The sequence below is a fragment of the Streptomyces sp. NPDC104761 genome, assembly GCF_055583445.1.
The window spans coordinates 93,815-109,462 of sequence record NZ_JBVJNZ010000009.1 but is presented as its reverse complement, the minus strand read 5'-3'; the positions used below and the strand labels follow the sequence as shown (position 1 = coordinate 109,462).

General features: G+C 74.3%; 16 protein-coding genes. 8 read left to right on the top strand and 8 right to left on the bottom strand.

Features of this window, described 5'->3' with window-relative positions; translation table 11 throughout:
• Window positions 1-50 precede the first annotated feature (50 nt).
• Together ACZ63F_RS24495 and ACZ63F_RS24490 are read right to left on the bottom strand one after the other, a co-directional pair.
• Window positions 51-584: a hypothetical protein gene (locus tag ACZ63F_RS24495; protein ID WP_469713714.1), complete on the bottom strand. Its 534-nt coding sequence runs from the start codon at window positions 582-584 to the stop codon at window positions 51-53.
• Between the two features lie 10 nt (window positions 585-594).
• A complete protein-coding gene (locus tag ACZ63F_RS24490) occupies window positions 595-1,101 on the bottom strand; it encodes a SigE family RNA polymerase sigma factor (RefSeq protein WP_351956289.1) in 507 nt (168 codons plus the stop codon).
• Between the two features lie 210 nt (window positions 1,102-1,311).
• Here ACZ63F_RS24490 and ACZ63F_RS24485 point away from each other — a divergent pair, with 210 nt between their 5' ends.
• Genes ACZ63F_RS24485 through ACZ63F_RS24475 form a run of 3 tightly spaced genes read left to right on the top strand, consistent with a single transcriptional unit; the run spans window position 1,312 to window position 5,195 of the window.
• Window positions 1,312-2,685 (top strand): hypothetical protein, encoded by a 1,374-nt coding sequence (locus tag ACZ63F_RS24485; RefSeq protein WP_469713713.1) that lies wholly within the window; start codon window positions 1,312-1,314, stop codon window positions 2,683-2,685.
• Between the two features lie 42 nt (window positions 2,686-2,727).
• A complete protein-coding gene (locus ACZ63F_RS24480) occupies window positions 2,728-3,945 on the top strand; it encodes an AAA family ATPase (protein ID WP_469713712.1) in 1,218 nt (405 codons plus the stop codon).
• Window positions 3,942-5,195, top strand: a complete 1,254-nt coding sequence (locus tag ACZ63F_RS24475) for a vWA domain-containing protein (RefSeq protein ID WP_469713710.1) — start codon at window positions 3,942-3,944, stop codon at window positions 5,193-5,195. The genes ACZ63F_RS24480 and ACZ63F_RS24475 overlap by 4 nt, the downstream gene beginning before the upstream one ends.
• Before the next feature lie 135 nt (window positions 5,196-5,330).
• Here ACZ63F_RS24475 and ACZ63F_RS24470 read toward each other — a convergent pair whose 3' ends face one another.
• Window positions 5,331-6,011: a helix-turn-helix transcriptional regulator gene (locus tag ACZ63F_RS24470; protein WP_469713708.1), complete on the bottom strand. Its 681-nt coding sequence runs from the start codon at window positions 6,009-6,011 to the stop codon at window positions 5,331-5,333.
• 110 nt (window positions 6,012-6,121) lie between these two features.
• On the opposite strand from ACZ63F_RS24470, the gene ACZ63F_RS24465 reads away from it, so the two are divergent.
• Window positions 6,122-7,090, top strand: coding sequence for a threo-3-hydroxy-L-aspartate ammonia-lyase (locus ACZ63F_RS24465; RefSeq protein ID WP_469713706.1), 969 nt, complete (start codon window positions 6,122-6,124; stop codon window positions 7,088-7,090).
• A gap of 167 nt (window positions 7,091-7,257) precedes the next feature.
• Here ACZ63F_RS24465 and ACZ63F_RS24460 read toward each other — a convergent pair whose 3' ends face one another.
• The gene (locus ACZ63F_RS24460) at window positions 7,258-7,650 is read right to left on the bottom strand and encodes an SCO5389 family protein (RefSeq protein ID WP_469713704.1); all 393 of its coding nucleotides are present in this window, start codon (window positions 7,648-7,650) and stop codon (window positions 7,258-7,260) included.
• Window positions 7,651-7,734: 84 nt separating this feature from the next.
• Window positions 7,735-8,694 (bottom strand): ATP-binding protein, encoded by a 960-nt coding sequence (locus ACZ63F_RS24455; RefSeq protein WP_469713702.1) that lies wholly within the window; start codon window positions 8,692-8,694, stop codon window positions 7,735-7,737.
• Window positions 8,695-8,893: 199 nt separating this feature from the next.
• Here ACZ63F_RS24455 and ACZ63F_RS24450 point away from each other — a divergent pair, with 199 nt between their 5' ends.
• Entirely contained in the window at window positions 8,894-10,357 is a 1,464-nt protein-coding gene (locus ACZ63F_RS24450) for a purine-cytosine permease family protein (RefSeq protein ID WP_469713701.1), read from the top strand.
• On the opposite strand, the gene ACZ63F_RS24445 is transcribed toward ACZ63F_RS24450, so the two are convergent.
• The gene (locus ACZ63F_RS24445) at window positions 10,354-11,766 is read right to left on the bottom strand and encodes a family 2B encapsulin nanocompartment shell protein (RefSeq protein ID WP_469713700.1); all 1,413 of its coding nucleotides are present in this window, start codon (window positions 11,764-11,766) and stop codon (window positions 10,354-10,356) included. The genes ACZ63F_RS24450 and ACZ63F_RS24445 overlap by 4 nt on opposite strands.
• 322 nt (window positions 11,767-12,088) lie before the next feature.
• On the opposite strand from ACZ63F_RS24445, the gene ACZ63F_RS24440 reads away from it, so the two are divergent.
• The 3 genes from ACZ63F_RS24440 to pqqB all read left to right on the top strand — a co-directional run bounded on the left by ACZ63F_RS24440 (window position 12,089) and on the right by pqqB (window position 14,606).
• Window positions 12,089-12,490, top strand: coding sequence for an SseB family protein (locus ACZ63F_RS24440; protein WP_352360689.1), 402 nt, complete (start codon window positions 12,089-12,091; stop codon window positions 12,488-12,490).
• A gap of 50 nt (window positions 12,491-12,540) precedes the next feature.
• A complete protein-coding gene (locus tag ACZ63F_RS24435; protein ID WP_469713699.1) occupies window positions 12,541-13,653 on the top strand; it encodes a hypothetical protein in 1,113 nt (370 codons plus the stop codon).
• A gap of 62 nt (window positions 13,654-13,715) precedes the next feature.
• Window positions 13,716-14,606 (top strand): pyrroloquinoline quinone biosynthesis protein PqqB, encoded by an 891-nt coding sequence (gene pqqB / locus ACZ63F_RS24430; protein ID WP_469713698.1) that lies wholly within the window; start codon window positions 13,716-13,718, stop codon window positions 14,604-14,606.
• Here pqqB and ACZ63F_RS24425 read toward each other — a convergent pair.
• Both ACZ63F_RS24425 and ACZ63F_RS24420 read right to left on the bottom strand, forming a co-directional pair.
• A complete protein-coding gene (locus ACZ63F_RS24425) occupies window positions 14,603-15,001 on the bottom strand; it encodes a MarR family winged helix-turn-helix transcriptional regulator (RefSeq protein ID WP_469713697.1) in 399 nt (132 codons plus the stop codon). The genes pqqB and ACZ63F_RS24425 overlap by 4 nt on opposite strands.
• Before the next feature lie 73 nt (window positions 15,002-15,074).
• Entirely contained in the window at window positions 15,075-15,425 is a 351-nt protein-coding gene (locus ACZ63F_RS24420; RefSeq protein WP_351956302.1) for a VOC family protein, read from the bottom strand.
• Window positions 15,426-15,648: the final 223 nt, after the last annotated feature.

Genomic DNA, 15,648 nt, shown 5'->3' with positions numbered 1-15,648 from the left:
GCGTGCCGAAGACACACCCGGTGGGGGAGGGACGGCTGGCAGGTCGCGGTCTACGGGCCGTTCGACGGGTCGGGGGTCTCGGTCACTGGCGCCGACGGCGGGTAGGCGGTGGCGGTGGAACTCCCGGACGAGCTCTCCGAGGCGCTCCGGGTCGTCCCCGCGTCCGGGGTGGAGCTCGCCGTCGAGGACGAGGGGGAGGTCGGGGTCGGGGACGTGGTCGACGAGGGGGTGCCCCCGCTCGTCGGCGACGGGGTGTCCCCGGGCGGCGGCGCCGAGGTCGCGGCGCCGGAGGCCGGCGCACTGGGCGTCAGGCTCGGCGTCGGTACCGGACCGGTGGCGGGGCTGGTCGCGGGCCAGGGGTGCGGCGCGCTCGGTTCGTCACGGACGTCGGAGTGGGGCCACAGGAACAGGCACAGGCCGAACCCCGCGGCCGTCAGGACGGCACCCGCCGCCCGCTGGGCCGCCCGGACCCGCCGCCGCGCCTGCACACCGGCCCGCAGCCGCTCCCGGTGCCGGGGCTCGAAGGCCGCCGGCTCCCGCTCGTCGTGCATCCACTGCGTCAACTGCCGTTCGAAGTGATCCATGGCCTCTCCCTCACTTCACCGGCTCGATGGCGTCCGCCAGCAGCTCCCGCAGCCGGGCCACCCCGCGCGCCGCGTGCGAACGGGCGGTGCCCACCGGGCAGCCCAGCACCTCGGCGACCTGCCGGTCGGGCAGATCCTGGTAGTAGCGCAGGACGACCGCGGCCCGCTGGCGCGGGGTCAGCAGCGCCAGCGCGGCCTCCAGCCGGGAACGCTCGGCGACGACCGCCGACATGTCACCGGCCGCCGCGACCTCGGGCAGCTCCTCGACGGGGCGCTCGCCCCACCACCGGCGCCGCGCCGAGCGGGCCGCGGCGCGGGCCAGGACCTTACGGACGTACGCCTCCGGCGCCTCGTCGGCGACCTTCGGCCAGACGAACCACAACCGGACCAAGGACTCCTGCAACAGATCCTCGGCCCGATGCCGGTCGCCACCGGTGAGCAGACGGGCCAAGTGGCACAGGCCCGACCAGCGGGCCGCCACGAACTCGTCGTACTCACCGGCCCGAGCCTGCTCCATTCCCACGGTCCCCGCTCTCGCCGACTGCCTACACCTGGGAAAAGGCCCTGGGGGCGGCAGAACGCTGCACCCTGCCGGGGTGATCCGCGTCACGTGCGGGCCGGGTCCGAAAACGCCTGGCCGATCGGGGCGGGGGCGTCGTATGCTCCCCGCGATGACCACTCACTCTGCTGTCAGATTGGGGGTCCCGTCCACGTCAGGTGAGTGCTGATGGCCACTCACCTCACGGACGGGGACACCCGCCTCTCCCTGTGGCGGCGCGTGCGCGAGTTCGCCGTGCCGCCCGCCATGATCGAGACCGCGACCGCCCGCCGCACCGCCGGGGACTGGGCGGGAGCCTGTGCCGCCGCCGGTTTCGATGTCGACCTCGACCTGCGCGAACTGGCCCGTGCGCGGGGCCGGGAGGTCCGGGAACGGATCCGTGCCGACCTGCGCAGGCTGGCGCCCGACCTGCTGCGCTGGCATCTGCCGAGGGTCGCCCCGGACGGGTTGCTGCGGCCGGGCCTGACGATGCCGCTCGCCTCCTACGACACCGGGGAAGGCTCCCTGTGCCTCGTGGCCCGGACACCACCCGCCTGGGCGGACGCCGGACAGCGCATCGGCCTCGCGCTGTGGGACGGCACGCCGGCCGGGCCCGCCGCCCGGGGCCATCCGCATCCGCACCCCAGCCGGCGGTTCCGCTTCGACCTGCACCGCCATCTGTGGGACGCGGGCGCCGCCGGCGAGCTGCGCACCCGGTCGGGCGCCGACCGGCCCGCGGACGGCGACCGGTTCACGTTCTCCGGCCGGCTCCCGCTCTTCGAACGGTCGGCGTGCGCCACGGACCGATGGGCGGACGAGGCGCGGATCGTGCTGGGCGCCGCGGGGCGGGACAGCGGCACCGTCGTCGTACGCCCGGGCGGCCGGCAGCGGTTCGCGGTGCGCCTCGCGGCCGACGGGACCGTGACCGCAGGCCCGGACACCGCCGCCCGGGCCCCCGGCAGCGGCGCGCGACCCGTCCTGCCCGACGCGGCGACCTGGGTCCTCCCCGATCTGGAACTGCTGCGCGCCGGGCTGGTCGACGCCGGCCGGCTGCATCCGCTGGTCGCCGCGGCGCTCGTCCCCGGGCACCCGCCGGCCGCCCGGGACCCGTACGCCGACCCGGCCCGGCAGCCGGGCCTGGTGGAGTGCCGGGGCGCCCGGCACCGGATCGGCCTGGTCGACGGCGTGCTGTCCCCGCTGGACCACGCCCCGGACGAACTGCGGCGCGAGGAACTCCTGGTGGCGCTCGGCGGGCCGCCACTGCCCTGCCTGCGCGTCATCGACGAGGCGCACCGCCGCCCCGACTGCCTCGCAGGCGTCCGCGAACGCCTCGACCACGGGGACCTCGCCGGCGCACTGGCCGTCGTCGAAGGACTGCTGGGGCCCGAAGCCGTGCTGCGCGACGGGCCGTTGAAGGACGAACTGGAGGCGGCCGCGCAACGCCGGATCGCGTACGGCCTCTACCGGGCAGGCCTCGCCGGATCCCGCACCGGACCCGTCCGGACGCGCCGCCGGTCCGCCCGCGACCCGCGCCTGGGCCCACGCCCCGCCAACTGGCGCTGACACCCACCCACTTGCCTTCTCACAACCCCCAGGTGATCCCTCATGACCACTCATGCCCCCGACCAACTCGCCGTTGCGGACACCCTGTCGGCGCTGCTCGGCGACTCCACCACCGAACCCCGGCCCGACACCCAGCTGGAGGCGCTCACCCTGGCCGTCGCCGCCGACCTGCCCGTCCTGCTGTGGGGCGAGCCCGGCATCGGCAAGACCGCCGCCCTGAACCGGCTGGCCGAGGCGCTCGACCTGCCGCTGACCACGGTGATCGCCAGCGTCCACGAACCGTCCGACTTCTCGGGCCTGCCCGTCGTGGGCGACGACCCCGCCGTCCAGGGCGTCCCGATGGCCCCTCCGGACTGGGCGGTACGGCTGGTGCAGGCCGGCCGGGGCCTGCTGTTCCTGGACGAGCTGTCCACCGCGCCCCCCGCCGTGCAGGCGGCCCTGCTCCGGCTGGTCCTGGAGCGCCGCGTGGGCGCGCTCCGGCTCCCGCCCGGCGTACGGATCGTCGCCGCCGCCAACCCGAGGTCCTCGGCCGCCGACGGCTGGGAGCTGAGCCCGCCGCTGGCCAACCGCTTCGTGCACCTCCAGTGGGCCCATGACCACGAGGTCGTCGTCCGCGGCCTCGGCGGCACCTGGCCCCGCGCTGCCCTGCCGCGGCTCGACCCGGACCGGCTGCCCGCTGCCGTGGACTTCGCGCGCCGCGCCGTGTGCGGCCTGCTCGCAACCCGCCCCACACTGGTGCACCGGCTGCCGAACGGCGAGATGCGGCGGGGCGGCGCCTGGCCGTCGCCCCGCAGCTGGGACATGACCCTGCGCCTGGTCGCCTTCGCACACGCCGCCAGTTCCTCCCGGGACGTGCTCTCCCTCCTGGTCAGGGGAACGGTCGGCGACGGTCCCGGGCTCGAACTGCTGGCGAGCGTCGACCGGATGGAACTCCCGGACCCCGAGACGCTGCTCGCCGACCCGGCCGCGACCGACCTCCCCGAGCGCGGTGACCTGCGCCAGGCCGTCCTCGACGGCGTGGTCGCCGCGGTCCGCGAACGGCCGGACCGGGCCCGCTGGGACGCGGCCTGGGCCCTGCTGGTGCGGGCCCTGGACACCGGGGCCCCCGACCTCGTGGTCGTCCCCGCCACCACCCTGGCCTCGCTGCGCCGGGACGACTGGGACGTCCCGGCGGCGATCGAACGGCTCGCGGGTGCGGTGTCCGTGTCCAGGCGCGCCGACCGGGCCGCCGAACGCGTCGCGGCCAAGGAGCGCCGATGAGCACCGGTGCGGTCAGCGACGCGGCCGGGGCGCTGGACCTGGACAAGCTCTACGCCGCCCGGCTCCAGGCCGCCCGGGCCCGGCCCTACCTCGCCACGGCCCTGTTCGCCCTGCACGTCGTGGCGGACCGGCGGGTGCCGACCATGGCCGTCGACAAGCACTGGCGGTGCTACGTCTCGCCCGCCTTCGTGGACCGGATGCCGGAGGAGGACCTGGCCGGGGTGTGGGTGCACGAGGTGTCGCACCTGCTCCGCGACCACCACGCGCGCAGCGACCGGGTCGCGAGGGAACGCGGGCTGACCGGGGCCGGTGAGCGGCTGCGGATGAACATCGCGGCGGACCTGGAGATCAACGACGACGCGTACGGCGACGGGCTGGCGCAGCCCCGCGGCGCCGTCCGGCCGTACATGCTGCGGCTGGACGAAGGGCAGTTGATGGAGGACTACCTGCGGCAGTTCCGGCTCGGGCCGCTGACGCAGGACCTCACCTGGCTGGACTGCGGCAGCGGGGCCGACGGCCGCGACCGGGAGTGGGACCTGGGGCCCGACGGCGCGCACGGTCTCAGCGAGCAGGAGCGGGACGGCGTCCGGTTCCGGGTGGCGCAGGCCATCACCGGCCGCCCGGGCAGCACCCCGGACGGCTGGCGGCGCTGGGCCGAGGACGCCTTCCATCCGCCGCAGCCCTGGCGGGAGTTGCTGGGCGCCGCGGTCCGCTCGGCGGCGTCGGCCGCGGGCGCCGGCGACGACTACAGCTACGGCCGCCCGTCGCGCCGTTCGGCCGGGCTGCCCGGCGTCGTCCTCCCGAGCCTGCGCCGGCGCCCGCCCCGGGTCTCGGTCGTCATCGACACCTCCGGCTCGGTCAGCGACGCCGAACTGGGCAGTGCCCTGCTGGAGGTGGCCGCGATCGCCCGCGCCGTCGGCGGCCGCCGGGACCTGGTCTCCGTGCTGTCCTGTGACGCGGCCGCCCGCACCGTGCAGCCGCTGTGCCGGGCGGAGGGCATCGCCCTCGTCGGCGGCGGCGGTACCGACCTGCGCGCGGGCTTCGCCAGGGCGCTGCGGGCGCGGCCGGCCCCGGACGTCGTGGTGGCCCTCACCGACGGGCAGACACCGTGGCCGAAGACCCGGCCGGCCTGCCGGACGGTGGTGGGCCTGTTCCCCCGGCAGTACGGCGGCACGGGGTGGCGCGAGGACGACTCCGACTACGTGCCGGAGGCGCCGCCCGCCTGGGCGCGGGTGGTGGAGATCGGGTGAGTGCGCGGCCGGAAGGGCGGCGGTGTGCCGTCTGCCGTCTGCCGTCTGCCGTCTGGCGTCTGGCGTCAGTCGTCCGCGGCGCCGTCGTGGCTGGTCGCGCAGTTCCTACCCCCGGCGCCCCTTCGGGGCGCTGCCTCAGCCGGTTCGTGCTGCGGCGAGGTAGTTGTAGGCGGAGGCGCGGGAGATGCCGAGGCGTGCGGCGATCTGCTGGACCGAGCCACGCACGGCGAAGACGCCCTGCCGGTCGAGGTCGCGGAACAGCTCCAGCCGTTCCTCGCGGGTGAGTTGGGGCCACGGCTCGGGCCGGCGGAGCCGGCGGGCGTCGACGATCGAGTCCAGGACGGCGGTGATGTCGTCGCCGAACGTGGTGGTCGGCGGTGCCCCGGGGGCAGCGGCGACCCCGGCGAGGCCGCCGACCAGCGCGTGCACCTGGTGCACGGCCGTGACGTCGAGGTTCACGCACAGCGCCCCGAACGCCGTACCGTCCGAGTCGCGCAGCACCATCGTGGACGATTTGACGAGCTTCCCGTCCCGGGTGCGGGTCAGGTAGTTCAGCTCGTCGCGCGCCTCGTCGCCGGCCGCCAGCAGCTTCATGCCGATCTCGCTCATCGACCCGCCGACACCGCGGCCGGTGACCGATCCGGCGAGGGCCACGACGGAGCGCTCCGGGCGGCGGAAGTCGTGGACGACGACCTCGCAGAAGGCGCCGAAGGTCGCCACGATCCCGTCCACGACCGGGGACAGCGCCGCGATGATCGCGTCCTGCTCGGCCCGCGCCGCGTCCGTGCCGCTCGCTGCTGCCGGTCCGTCTGTCATCGGTGCCCCCGCCGGGATCGGGTCTGGACTTCCAGTCCAGATGATAGACAATAATTCCAGACCGTCGACGCTCATCCGGCGCCCGGCGGCGCCCGGAACGGAGGACGAACATGCCCGACACCCCGCCCGTCACCCTCCAGGACGTGCACGACGCGGCGGCGCGGATCAAGGGAGTTGCCCACCGCACCCCCGTGCTGCGCTCGCGCACCCTGGACGAGCTGGTCGGTGCCGAGGTCTTCCTGAAGTGCGAGAACCTCCAGCGCATCGGCGCGTTCAAGTTCCGGGGCGCCTACAACGCCGCGTCCCGGCTGTCGCCCGCGCAGCTCGCCCAGGGCATCGCCGCCTACTCCTCCGGCAACCACGCCCAGGCCGTCGCCCTCGCCGCCCGTGAACTCGGCACCACCGCCGTCATCGTGATGCCCGAGGACACCCCGCGCGCCAAGCTGGCGGCGACCGCCGGATACGGCGCGGAGATCGTGACGTACGACCGCTACACCGGCGACCGGGTCGCGATCGGCGAGGCCCTCGCCGCCGAGCGCGGGCTCGCGCTCATCCCGCCGTACGAGCACCCGCACGTCATCGCGGGGCAGGGTACGGCCGCTCTCGAACTCATCGAGGAAGTGGGGGAGCTGGACGCCCTGGTGGTGCCCGTCGGGGGCGGCGGGCTGATCGCGGGCAGCGCCACCGCGGCCAAGGGGCTGCTGCCCGGGATCCGGGTCGTCGGGGTGGAGCCCGAGGCCGGCGACGACACCCGGCGGTCGCTGGCGGCCGGGCACCGGGTGTCGATCCCGGTGCCCCGCACCATCGCCGACGGCCAGGCGGCCGACATCCCCGGCGAGCTGACCTTCTCCGTCAACCAGCGTCTGGTGGACGACATCGCACTGGTCTCCGACGACCAGATCCGGGATGCGATGCGGTTCGCCTTCGAACGGCTGAAGACCGTCGTGGAGCCGAGCGGCGCCAGCGGACTGGCCGCGCTGCTCGCCCACCGGGTGGCGCCGCTGCCGCGCCGGATCGGGGTCGTCCTGTCCGGTGGCAACGTCGGCGCGGAGCGGTTCGCGGAGATCATCGCCGGCTGACCGGGAAGCGGGGGCAGCTCTGTTCGTCCGCGTGACCTACGGGAGCGCCGAGGGCCCGCAGAGGGTTAGCCGGCTCCGAACGCCGTGCTCAAGACGGCGAGGACTCGCCGCGCGGGTCCGGGCCGCGGCCGACGGGGTCTCCCGGAGCCTGCGGGGCGACGTGGAACTCAGCAGTCGCGGAACTCCGGTGACTGGTTGAGGATCTGGGCGCGCGTCGAGGTGAAGCGGGTGTGCGTCTCGCCGCCCCGCGCCTGAGGCGGGAACACCGCGACCCGGTGGCAGTTCTGGAAGGCGAGGACGACCCCGAAGTGCCGTTCCAGGCTGCTCCGGATCGCGTCGGAGGACAGCGCCCGCAGCAGCTGCCCGCGCTCCCGTTCCGAGGGCGGCGGGGTCTGGTTGTCGGCGAACTCCGCGGTGCCGCCGCGCAGTTCGGCGGCGAGGTGGGCGACCAGGTCGTACGCGTACGGCAGCGAGGTACGGACGGTTTCCACGAAGTCCTCCTCCCGCACCGCGCCGTTCTCGGCTTCGGCGAGCAGCTGCGGGGAGACGTCGAGCGACATGTGACGGTGTCCTGTTCTTCTCAGAGCGGTTACGGAAAAGGGGTGTTCACTGGCGGACCAGGGCCGCCGGGGGATCGCGGGCCCTCAGGCGAAGGCGGGCAGCGCCGCCGGCCCGTGCCGGAAGTCCGGGTCGACCTGGGCGGCCAGGTCCTGGCCCGTCGCCGCGTCGGCCCAGGCTGCGGCATTGCGCAGATGGAACTCCACGGCATGCCGCTGGAAGGCCTCCCAGTCCTTGCCCCGCGCGTCCACCGCGGCCCGCAGCCGGTCCAGGGTCCGGGAGTTGTGCCGCTCCAGCGCACCGCCGCCGCGCCGCTGTTCCTGGGCACGGACGTACGGGGAGAGCTCGCAGTGGGCCAGCAGGTCCTCGCCCACCCGCTCGCGCAGGAAGGCGAGGTCGTCCGCGCCGGTCACCTTGTTGCCGACCACGGCGACCGGGATCCCGAACTCGGCGGCGTGGTCACGGTACTGGTGGTACACGGACAGGCTCTTGCGGGTCGGCTCGACCACCAGGAAGGTCATGTCGAAACGGGTGAACAGACCGGACGCGAAGGCGTCCGCGCCCGCCGTCATGTCGACGACCACGTACTCGCCGGGGCCGTCCACCAGATGGTTGAGGTACAGCTCCACCGCACCGAGCTTGGAGTGGTAGCAGGCCACCCCGAGGTCGCTCCCGGCGAACGCCCCGGTGACCATCAGCGGCACCCCGCCGACCTCCTGGACGTGCCGGGAGTGCACCTCGTCGTCGCCCAGCAGCCGCAGCAGCCGCGAGCCGTGCCCCGGAGGGGTCGTCTTGACCATGGCCTCCCGGGACGCGATGCGGGGGTTGGTGCCGCGCAGGTAGTCCTTGATCTCACCGGTCCGCGCGCTCAGCGGCGGCGCCGCGAAGAGTTCGTCCTCGTCGAGGCCGAGGGCGTGCGCCAGGTGCTGGTTGATGTCACCGTCGATCGCGACGACCCGCGCGCCGGACCGTGCCAGGTGACGGGCGAAGAGGGCCGACAGCGTGGTCTTGCCGCTGCCGCCCTTGCCGACGAAAGCCACACGCATCGCTAGCCCCCACCACGGTTGTTGAAAATGGGTTTCATGAGCACAGATTGGTGGGGGTGGCCCGCGGTGTCAAATCGAGGTGGCCCAACCGGGTCGCGGGCCCGCGCCGTTGACGGAGCCGCAGGTCCGGAGGGCCCTTGACCCCCGTCATCGGGCCGACCTAGCCTCCAGCCAACATCCCCGGACGGATGGGCCGACGATGGCGGACGCACGGGAACCCGGCAGACAGCTCCGGGTCGAGACGCACGGGCTCGACGTGATCGGCGACGCAGACCGCAGGGGCACCCCGCGCACCCTGTTCTGGCCCTGGTTCGGCGCGAACGTCTCCGTCCTCGGGATCAGCTACGGCGCCTTCGCGCTCGGCTTCGGCATCTCCTTCTGGCAGGCGCTGGCCGCCGGCGTCCTCGGCATCCTCGCCTCGTTCCTGCTCTGCGGCCTGACAGCGGTCGCGGGGAAGCGGGGCTCGGCCCCCACCATGGTGCTCAGCCGGGCCGCGTACGGTGTCCGGGGCAACCGGCTGCCGGCGGTCGTCTCCTGGGTGCTCACCGTCGGCTGGGAGACCGTCCTGGTCGCCCTCGCCACCATGGCCACCGCGACCGTCTTCGCCCGGCTCGGGCGGGGCGGCGGCACCGGGACCGAGGTGGCCGCGCTCATCGTGGTCTGTGTCCTCACCGTGGCCGGCGGGGTGGCGGGCTTCGACCTGATCATGCGGCTGCAGACCGTGATCACGGTGGTGACCGGCGTCCTCACCATCGTCTACGTGGTCCTCGTCGCCGGCCACATCCACTGGGCGACGGTGCGCGCGATCCCGTCCGGCTCCGCCCAGGAGTTCGTCGGCGCGCTGGTGTTCATGATGACCGGCTTCGGCCTCGGCTGGGTCAACGCGGCCGCGGACTACTCGCGTTACCTGCCGCGCGCCGCATCCGGCCGGGGCGTGACCGGCTGGACCGCCTTCGGCGGCTCCGTCGCCCCGCTCCTCCTGCTGGTCTTCGGCCTGCTGCTCGCGGGCTCCTCCGCGCCCCTGAACAAGGCGATCGCCGCCGACCCCATCGGCGCGCTGACGGCCATCCTCCCCACCTGGTTCCTGATCCCCTTCGCCGTCGTCGCCGTCCTCGGCCTGGTCGGCGGCGCGGTCCTGGACATCTACTCCTCCGGACTGGCCCTGCTCTCCGCCGGCCTGCCCGTGCCCCGCTACCTCGCCGCCCTGGCCGACGGCGTCCTGATGACCGCCGGAGCGGTCTACATCGTCTTCTTCGCCGACGACTTCCTCGGACAGTTCACGGGCTTCCTCACCACTTTGGGCGTACCGATCGCCGCCTGGTGCGGGATCATGCTCGCCGACCTGGCGCTGCGCCGCCGCGACTACGACGAGGCGGACCTCTACCGCCCCGGCGGCCGCTACGGCGACGTCCCCCTCCTGCCGCTGCTCCTCACGCTCGCGGCCACGGCACTCGGCTGGGGCCTGGTCACCAACACCGCCGCGAGCTGGCTGACCTGGCAGGGCTACCTGCTGGCCCCGCTCGGCCTCGGCGGCAGGTCCGGCGCCTGGGCGTACGCCAATCTGGGCGTGCTGGCCGCGCTGGCGCTCGGCTTCCTCGGCACCCTCGCCCTGGGCCGTGCCCGGGTCCGGCGCCAGGAGAACCTGTCCGCGAGCACCCGCTAGTCCCGGCGCGACACCTCCACGTTCTCCAGGATGCCGAGGGCGTCCGGGACCAGGACGGCGGCCGAGTAGTAGGCGGTGACCAGGTAGGAGGCGACCGCCTGTGCGTTGATGCCCATGAACCGGACGGTCAGGCCCGGCTCCTTCTCGTCGGGCAGGCCGGTCTGGAGGAGGCCGATCACGCCCTGGTTCTGCTCGCCGGCGCGCAGCGCGATGATGGCGGAGGTGTGGGCCGCGGTGACCGGGATCTTGCCGCAGGGCAGCAGTGGGACGCCCCGCCACGCGGGGAGGTGGTGGCCGTCCACCTCGACGCTCCCGAAGTACAGGCCGCGTTTGCTGCACTCCCGGCCGAACGCGGCGATCGCCCGGGGGTGGGCGAACAGATGCGTGGTGTCGCGCCGCATGGCGAGGAGTTCGTCGAGGTCGTCGGGGGTGGGAGGGCCCGCGTGGGTGGAGATCCGCCGGCTGTGGTCGGCGTTGTGCAGCAGGCCGAAGTCCCGGTTGTTGACCAGCTCGTGCTCCTGACGCTCGCGCAGCACCTGCACGGTCAGCCTCAGTTGTTGCTCGGTCTGGTCCATCGGCCGGCTGTAGAGGTCGGCCACCCGGGTGTGGACGCGCAACACGGTCTGGGCGACGCTCAGTTCGTACTCGCGGGGCGCCGGCTCGTAGTCCACGAAGGTGTGCGGGACGTCCGGTTCGCCGGTGTGGCCCGCGCTGAGCGCGATCTCCTTCTCGCCGAAGGCGTTCGTCTCCCGGTGCCCGTCGAGTCCGGCACGTTCCACGTGCGCCCGCAGGTCGGCGTGCCGGCCCGCCACCTCCCGGTACGCCGCGTGCGGCAACGCCAGCACGGTGGTGGCCGTCGCCGCGCGTGCCGTGAACTCCCAGCCGCCGTCGAGTCCGGCGAGCACATGGCCGCCGAAGGTGTCGCCGTCCGCGAGGAGACCGACGACCGCCTCGTCGCCGTAGGGTCCCTCCCCGATCTGCTCCACCTTGCCGTGCGCGACCAGGTAGACATGGTCGGCCGGGCGCCCGGCCGCCGCGATCACCTGCCCCGCCGCGTACTCCCGCTGCTCGAACCGCGCCGCCAGCGCCCGCAGCGCGGTGCCGTCCTCGAAGCCGCGCAGCAGCGGCAGCTCGGCCAGTTCGGCGGGGATCACCGCCATCTGCGCGCCGGTCTGCACGAAGCTCACCCGGCCGTCGCCGAGCCGGTAGGACAGTCTGCGGTTGACCCGGTAGGTGCCGCCGGGCACGTCCACCCACGGCAGCGTCCGGGTCAGCCACCGTGAGCTGATCTCCTGCTGCTGCGGTGCGGACTTGGTCGTCGTGGTGAGGTTCCGTGCCGCGGCGGTACCGAGGCTCTGCTGCTCCCGCTCCTCGGCGTCCGCCGCGGGCGTACCGGTCTCGACCGACATCGCTCTCCCTCTCTCGCGTCGCAGGGGTGACGCCGTGCACACGGACCGTCACTTCCGCGGCTACCCCTACCCCCGGGCCCGCGCCGCGAGTGATGCCGCGGGACGGAGCGCGAGGCACGTGCCGGCGGGAACTGCCCCCGCACCACCCCGCACACCACCCCGCACTCCGCGCGAACACCCCCGGGTCGCCGGTTTCCCGGGGCGGGCAGAAGCCCTCGTGGTCGCGGGTGCATGCCCCGGGCCCGACCGGGTACGCGAGCCGTGGCCGCCCGGCGACCTGCCGGACCCGCGGCTGTACCACACCGCTACCTGGGGATCTGCCATGGAGACACCCGCACACGACGACTTCCCGACGCCGGCCCAGCGGGCGCTCGACACGCTGGCCGTGAACGCCGAGGACACCAACGCCCTGGACACGCTCGCACACAGCGACGTCCTGGTCCCGGTGCCGGACGACGCCGCGGAGGCGGCCGACCCCGCGATGATCGCCCTGCCCGTCCTGGAACGCCCCGACGGCGACCCCGTCGTCCCCGTGTTCACCTCGGAGGGGGAGCTGACCGGCCTGCTGCCGACGGTCTCCCGCTACCGCGTGGTGCCGCTCGGCGCGCTCGCCTCGCAGTGGCCCGAGGACAACCTCTCGCTCGCCATAGACGGCAGCTCCGCCCACGCCCTGACCCTCACCTCCGAGGGCGTGCGCACCCTGCTGGCCCGGCCGGCGGGCTGAACCAACCCCTCCGGTCACCGGGAGGGCGGCGCCGGGGCCAGAATGGCGCCATGGAATGGATCTCCGGGGTGGCCGGAGGACTGGTGCTGATCCTGGTCCTGCGCAGCATCCTGCGCACGCTCGTGGTCCCCCGGGGCCTGTACTCCGTGCTGGTGTACCGGCTGTGGTGGGGCCTGCGCCGCGTGCTCTGCTTCACCGCGCGCCGCGGCGGCTACCGGGCGATCGACCGCGCACAGACCTGGCTCGCCCCGCTCATGCTGGTCGGCATGCTCGCCGCCTGGCTCGGCGGGGCGTTCCTCGGCTTCGGGATGCTGCTGTACGCGTTCTCCCCGCTGTCCTGGAGCACCGCGTTCCGGGAGGCGGGCTCCAGCCTGTTCACCCTCGGGTTCGCCAGCGGCGCCCGGCTGCGGCTGTCCGCGCTGGACTTCGTCGCCGCCGCCACCGGCCCGGTCTTCATCGCGCTGCAGATCTCCTACCTGCCCACGCTGTACGCCGCCTACAACCGCCGCGAACTGGAGGTCACGCTCCTCCAGTCCCGGGCCGGCGAGCCCGCCTGGGGACCGGAGATCCTCGCCCGGCAGTGGCTGGTCGACACCGAGACCGCGCTGCCCGAGCTGTACCGCTCCTGGGAGCGGCTGGCCGCCGACATGGGGGAGAGCCACGCCACCTACCCGGTGCTGCTGGCGTTCCGCTCGCCGCGCCCCTACCGCAGCTGGCTGGTCGGCCTGATCGCCGTCATGGACGCCGCGGCCATGCAGCTCGCGCTCGCCCCGCGCTCCGCCCCGCCGGAGGCCCGCCTGGTGCTGCGCGCCGGGTTCACCGCGCTGCGCGACATCGCCGCCTCCGTCCGGGCGAACTTCGACACCGACCCGGCCCCGGACGCCCCCATCGAGCTGACCTACGGTGAGTTCGAGGAGGCCGTGATCATGCTGGAGAAGACGGGCTTCCGCGCCGAACGCGGCACCGCGGAGGCCTGGCCGCACTTCCACGGCTGGCGGGTCAACTACGAGGCGGTCGCCTACGAGCTGTGCCGCCGCTGCGACGCCGTACCCGCGCTGTGGACCGGTGGCCGCGACTTCGCGTCGGAGCCGATCCCGCCGCTCCGCCCCGTGGACCGGCGGCCGCCCGAAGGACGGCCGGAAGTTCCGCCCGTGTGCGGGTAGCGCGGCGCATCCTGAGGGAAGATCCCAGCAGGGGCCGGGGAGAGCGAGAGGGGCGGATCGTCGTGAGGGTCGTCCTGCTGGGCACCGCCGCCGGGGGCGGGTTCCCACAGTGGAACTGCGCCTGCGCGCTGTGCGCCGCCGCCCGGGACGGCAAGCTGCCCTCCCGCACCCAGGAGTGCGTCGCGCTGACCGGCAACGGCCGGGACTGGTGGCTGCTCAACGCCTCCCCGGACATCCGCGCCCAGCTGACCGCCACGGCCGCGCTGTGGCCGGGTCCGGGCCCCCGGGAAACCCCGGTGCGCGGCGTGCTGCTCACCGACGCGGAGGCCGACCACGTCACCGGCCTGAGCGTGCTGCGCGGCGCGCCGGACCTCAAGGTGTACGCGGCCCCGCCGGTGCGGACGGTGCTGGCCCCGGCCCGGGGCGCCCTGGACCGCTACGCGCCCTGGGAGTGGGCCGACAGCCTCGCCGACGGCGGCTTCGTGCTGGCCGGCGGCCTGGTCGTCACCGCCCACCCGGTCGGCGCCAAGGTCCCGGCGTACGTCCCGGCCGCGCTCGCCGGGGCCGACGGCCACTGGGTGACGGCGTACCGCGTCGAGGACCTGGCCACCGGGGGAGTGCTGCTCTACGCCCCCTGCGTCGGCTCCTGGAGCGAGGCCCTGGACGGCCTGTGCGCGGAAGCCGACTGCGTCCTGCTGGACGGCACCTTCTACAGCGCCGGCGAGATGGGCACCAAGGTCCGCTCCGGCCCCCGGCAGTCCAGGATGGGCCACCTCCCGGTCTCCGGCGCCCGCGGCAGTCTCGCGGCCCTGGCCCGCCACCCCCACACCCGCCGGATCTACACCCACCTCAACAACACCAACCCCCTCGTCGACCCCTCCTCCAGGGCCCGCGCCCAGGTGGCCGCCGAGGGCGTCGAGGTCCTCCCCGACGGCATCGAGTTCGCGCTCTAGCCCTCCGCCCCTTCGAGCATGCGTCCCAGCACCGCCCGCTGCAGCGGGCGTACCTGGGCGTGCAGGGCACGGCCCTTCGGGGTGAGCGCGACCCAGACGCCGCGCCGGTCCTCCACGCAGACCGAACGTTCCACCAGGCCGTCCTTCTCGAGCCGTCCGATCAGCCGGGAGAGGGCGCTCTGGCTCAGGTGGACCCTGCCCACCAGGTTCTGCACCCGGCAGTGGTCACCCTCGGCCGGGGTCTCCGCGGCGAGCAGGTCGAGCACCTCGAAGTCGCTCGCGCCGAGCCCGTGCGGATGCAGCACCCGGTCGATCTCGCACATGGTGCGCGCGTGCACCGCCAGGATGTCCCGCCACTGTTCCTCGAGCCGGGCCTCGGCCGTCTTCACTGCCATACCCGCACCGTAACACCGATCAAGCCGATTGTTGAGTGCGCAACTAGTGCGGGTGCAAGCAGCCGGCCCGCCCTCAGCCCACCGGGTCCTGGAGCAGGCCCACCATGTTGCCGTCGGCGTCCTTCACCGAGGCGACCAGCCGCCCGTTGCCGACGTCCCGCGCGTCCTGGACCAGCTCGGCGCCCGCCGCCAGCAGCGCCGCGAGACGTTCCCGCAGATCGGTGACGTGCCAGAACGGCGTCGGCCCGGTCAGGCCCTGCGCGTGCCCGTTCGGGTCGAGGCCGACGTCCTGCCCGGCGGCCTTGAACCCGATGTAGTACGGCTCGTCGGCATACGGCTCGACGCCCAGCAGCGCCCCGAACAGCGCCTTGGCCCGCGCCGCGTCCTTGACGGGGTAGATGATCGTCTGCACGCCTTCACTCATGGCGTTCTCACTCCTAGCGACAGGGGGACCGGCACTTTCCGGCCGGTGATCCCACGCTAGGACGCGGCAGCCCACCCCGGCTTCTCCGATCCTGACCGCTTACGGGAGCGGGGCCCGAAGGGGGGCGGGGAACTGCGCGAACCACCCCCCCCCGGACTCAACCAGCCCACAACGCGCCCCGGCCCCCCCGAACCCACCCGGCCTCCCCTAGACCCTCTTCGTA

What these genes read in the sequence shown, in the direction of transcription:
- ACZ63F_RS24495 (WP_469713714.1), bottom strand. Translation starts at nt 584, where the DNA reads ATGGATCACTTCGAACGGCAGTTGACGCAGTGGATGCACGACGAGCGG.
- ACZ63F_RS24490 (WP_351956289.1), bottom strand. Translation starts at nt 1,101, where the DNA reads ATGGAGCAGGCTCGGGCCGGTGAGTACGACGAGTTCGTGGCGGCCCGC.
- ACZ63F_RS24485 (WP_469713713.1), top strand. Translation starts at nt 1,312, where the DNA reads ATGGCCACTCACCTCACGGACGGGGACACCCGCCTCTCCCTGTGGCGG.
- ACZ63F_RS24480 (WP_469713712.1), top strand. Translation starts at nt 2,728, where the DNA reads ATGACCACTCATGCCCCCGACCAACTCGCCGTTGCGGACACCCTGTCG.
- ACZ63F_RS24475 (WP_469713710.1), top strand. Translation starts at nt 3,942, where the DNA reads ATGAGCACCGGTGCGGTCAGCGACGCGGCCGGGGCGCTGGACCTGGAC.
- ACZ63F_RS24470 (WP_469713708.1), bottom strand. Translation starts at nt 6,011, where the DNA reads ATGACAGACGGACCGGCAGCAGCGAGCGGCACGGACGCGGCGCGGGCC.
- ACZ63F_RS24465 (WP_469713706.1), top strand. Translation starts at nt 6,122, where the DNA reads ATGCCCGACACCCCGCCCGTCACCCTCCAGGACGTGCACGACGCGGCG.
- ACZ63F_RS24460 (WP_469713704.1), bottom strand. Translation starts at nt 7,650, where the DNA reads ATGTCGCTCGACGTCTCCCCGCAGCTGCTCGCCGAAGCCGAGAACGGC.
- ACZ63F_RS24455 (WP_469713702.1), bottom strand. Translation starts at nt 8,694, where the DNA reads ATGCGTGTGGCTTTCGTCGGCAAGGGCGGCAGCGGCAAGACCACGCTG.
- ACZ63F_RS24450 (WP_469713701.1), top strand. Translation starts at nt 8,894, where the DNA reads ATGGCGGACGCACGGGAACCCGGCAGACAGCTCCGGGTCGAGACGCAC.
- ACZ63F_RS24445 (WP_469713700.1), bottom strand. Translation starts at nt 11,766, where the DNA reads ATGTCGGTCGAGACCGGTACGCCCGCGGCGGACGCCGAGGAGCGGGAG.
- ACZ63F_RS24440 (WP_352360689.1), top strand. Translation starts at nt 12,089, where the DNA reads ATGGAGACACCCGCACACGACGACTTCCCGACGCCGGCCCAGCGGGCG.
- ACZ63F_RS24435 (WP_469713699.1), top strand. Translation starts at nt 12,541, where the DNA reads ATGGAATGGATCTCCGGGGTGGCCGGAGGACTGGTGCTGATCCTGGTC.
- ACZ63F_RS24425 (WP_469713697.1), bottom strand. Translation starts at nt 15,001, where the DNA reads ATGGCAGTGAAGACGGCCGAGGCCCGGCTCGAGGAACAGTGGCGGGAC.
- ACZ63F_RS24420 (WP_351956302.1), bottom strand. Translation starts at nt 15,425, where the DNA reads ATGAGTGAAGGCGTGCAGACGATCATCTACCCCGTCAAGGACGCGGCG.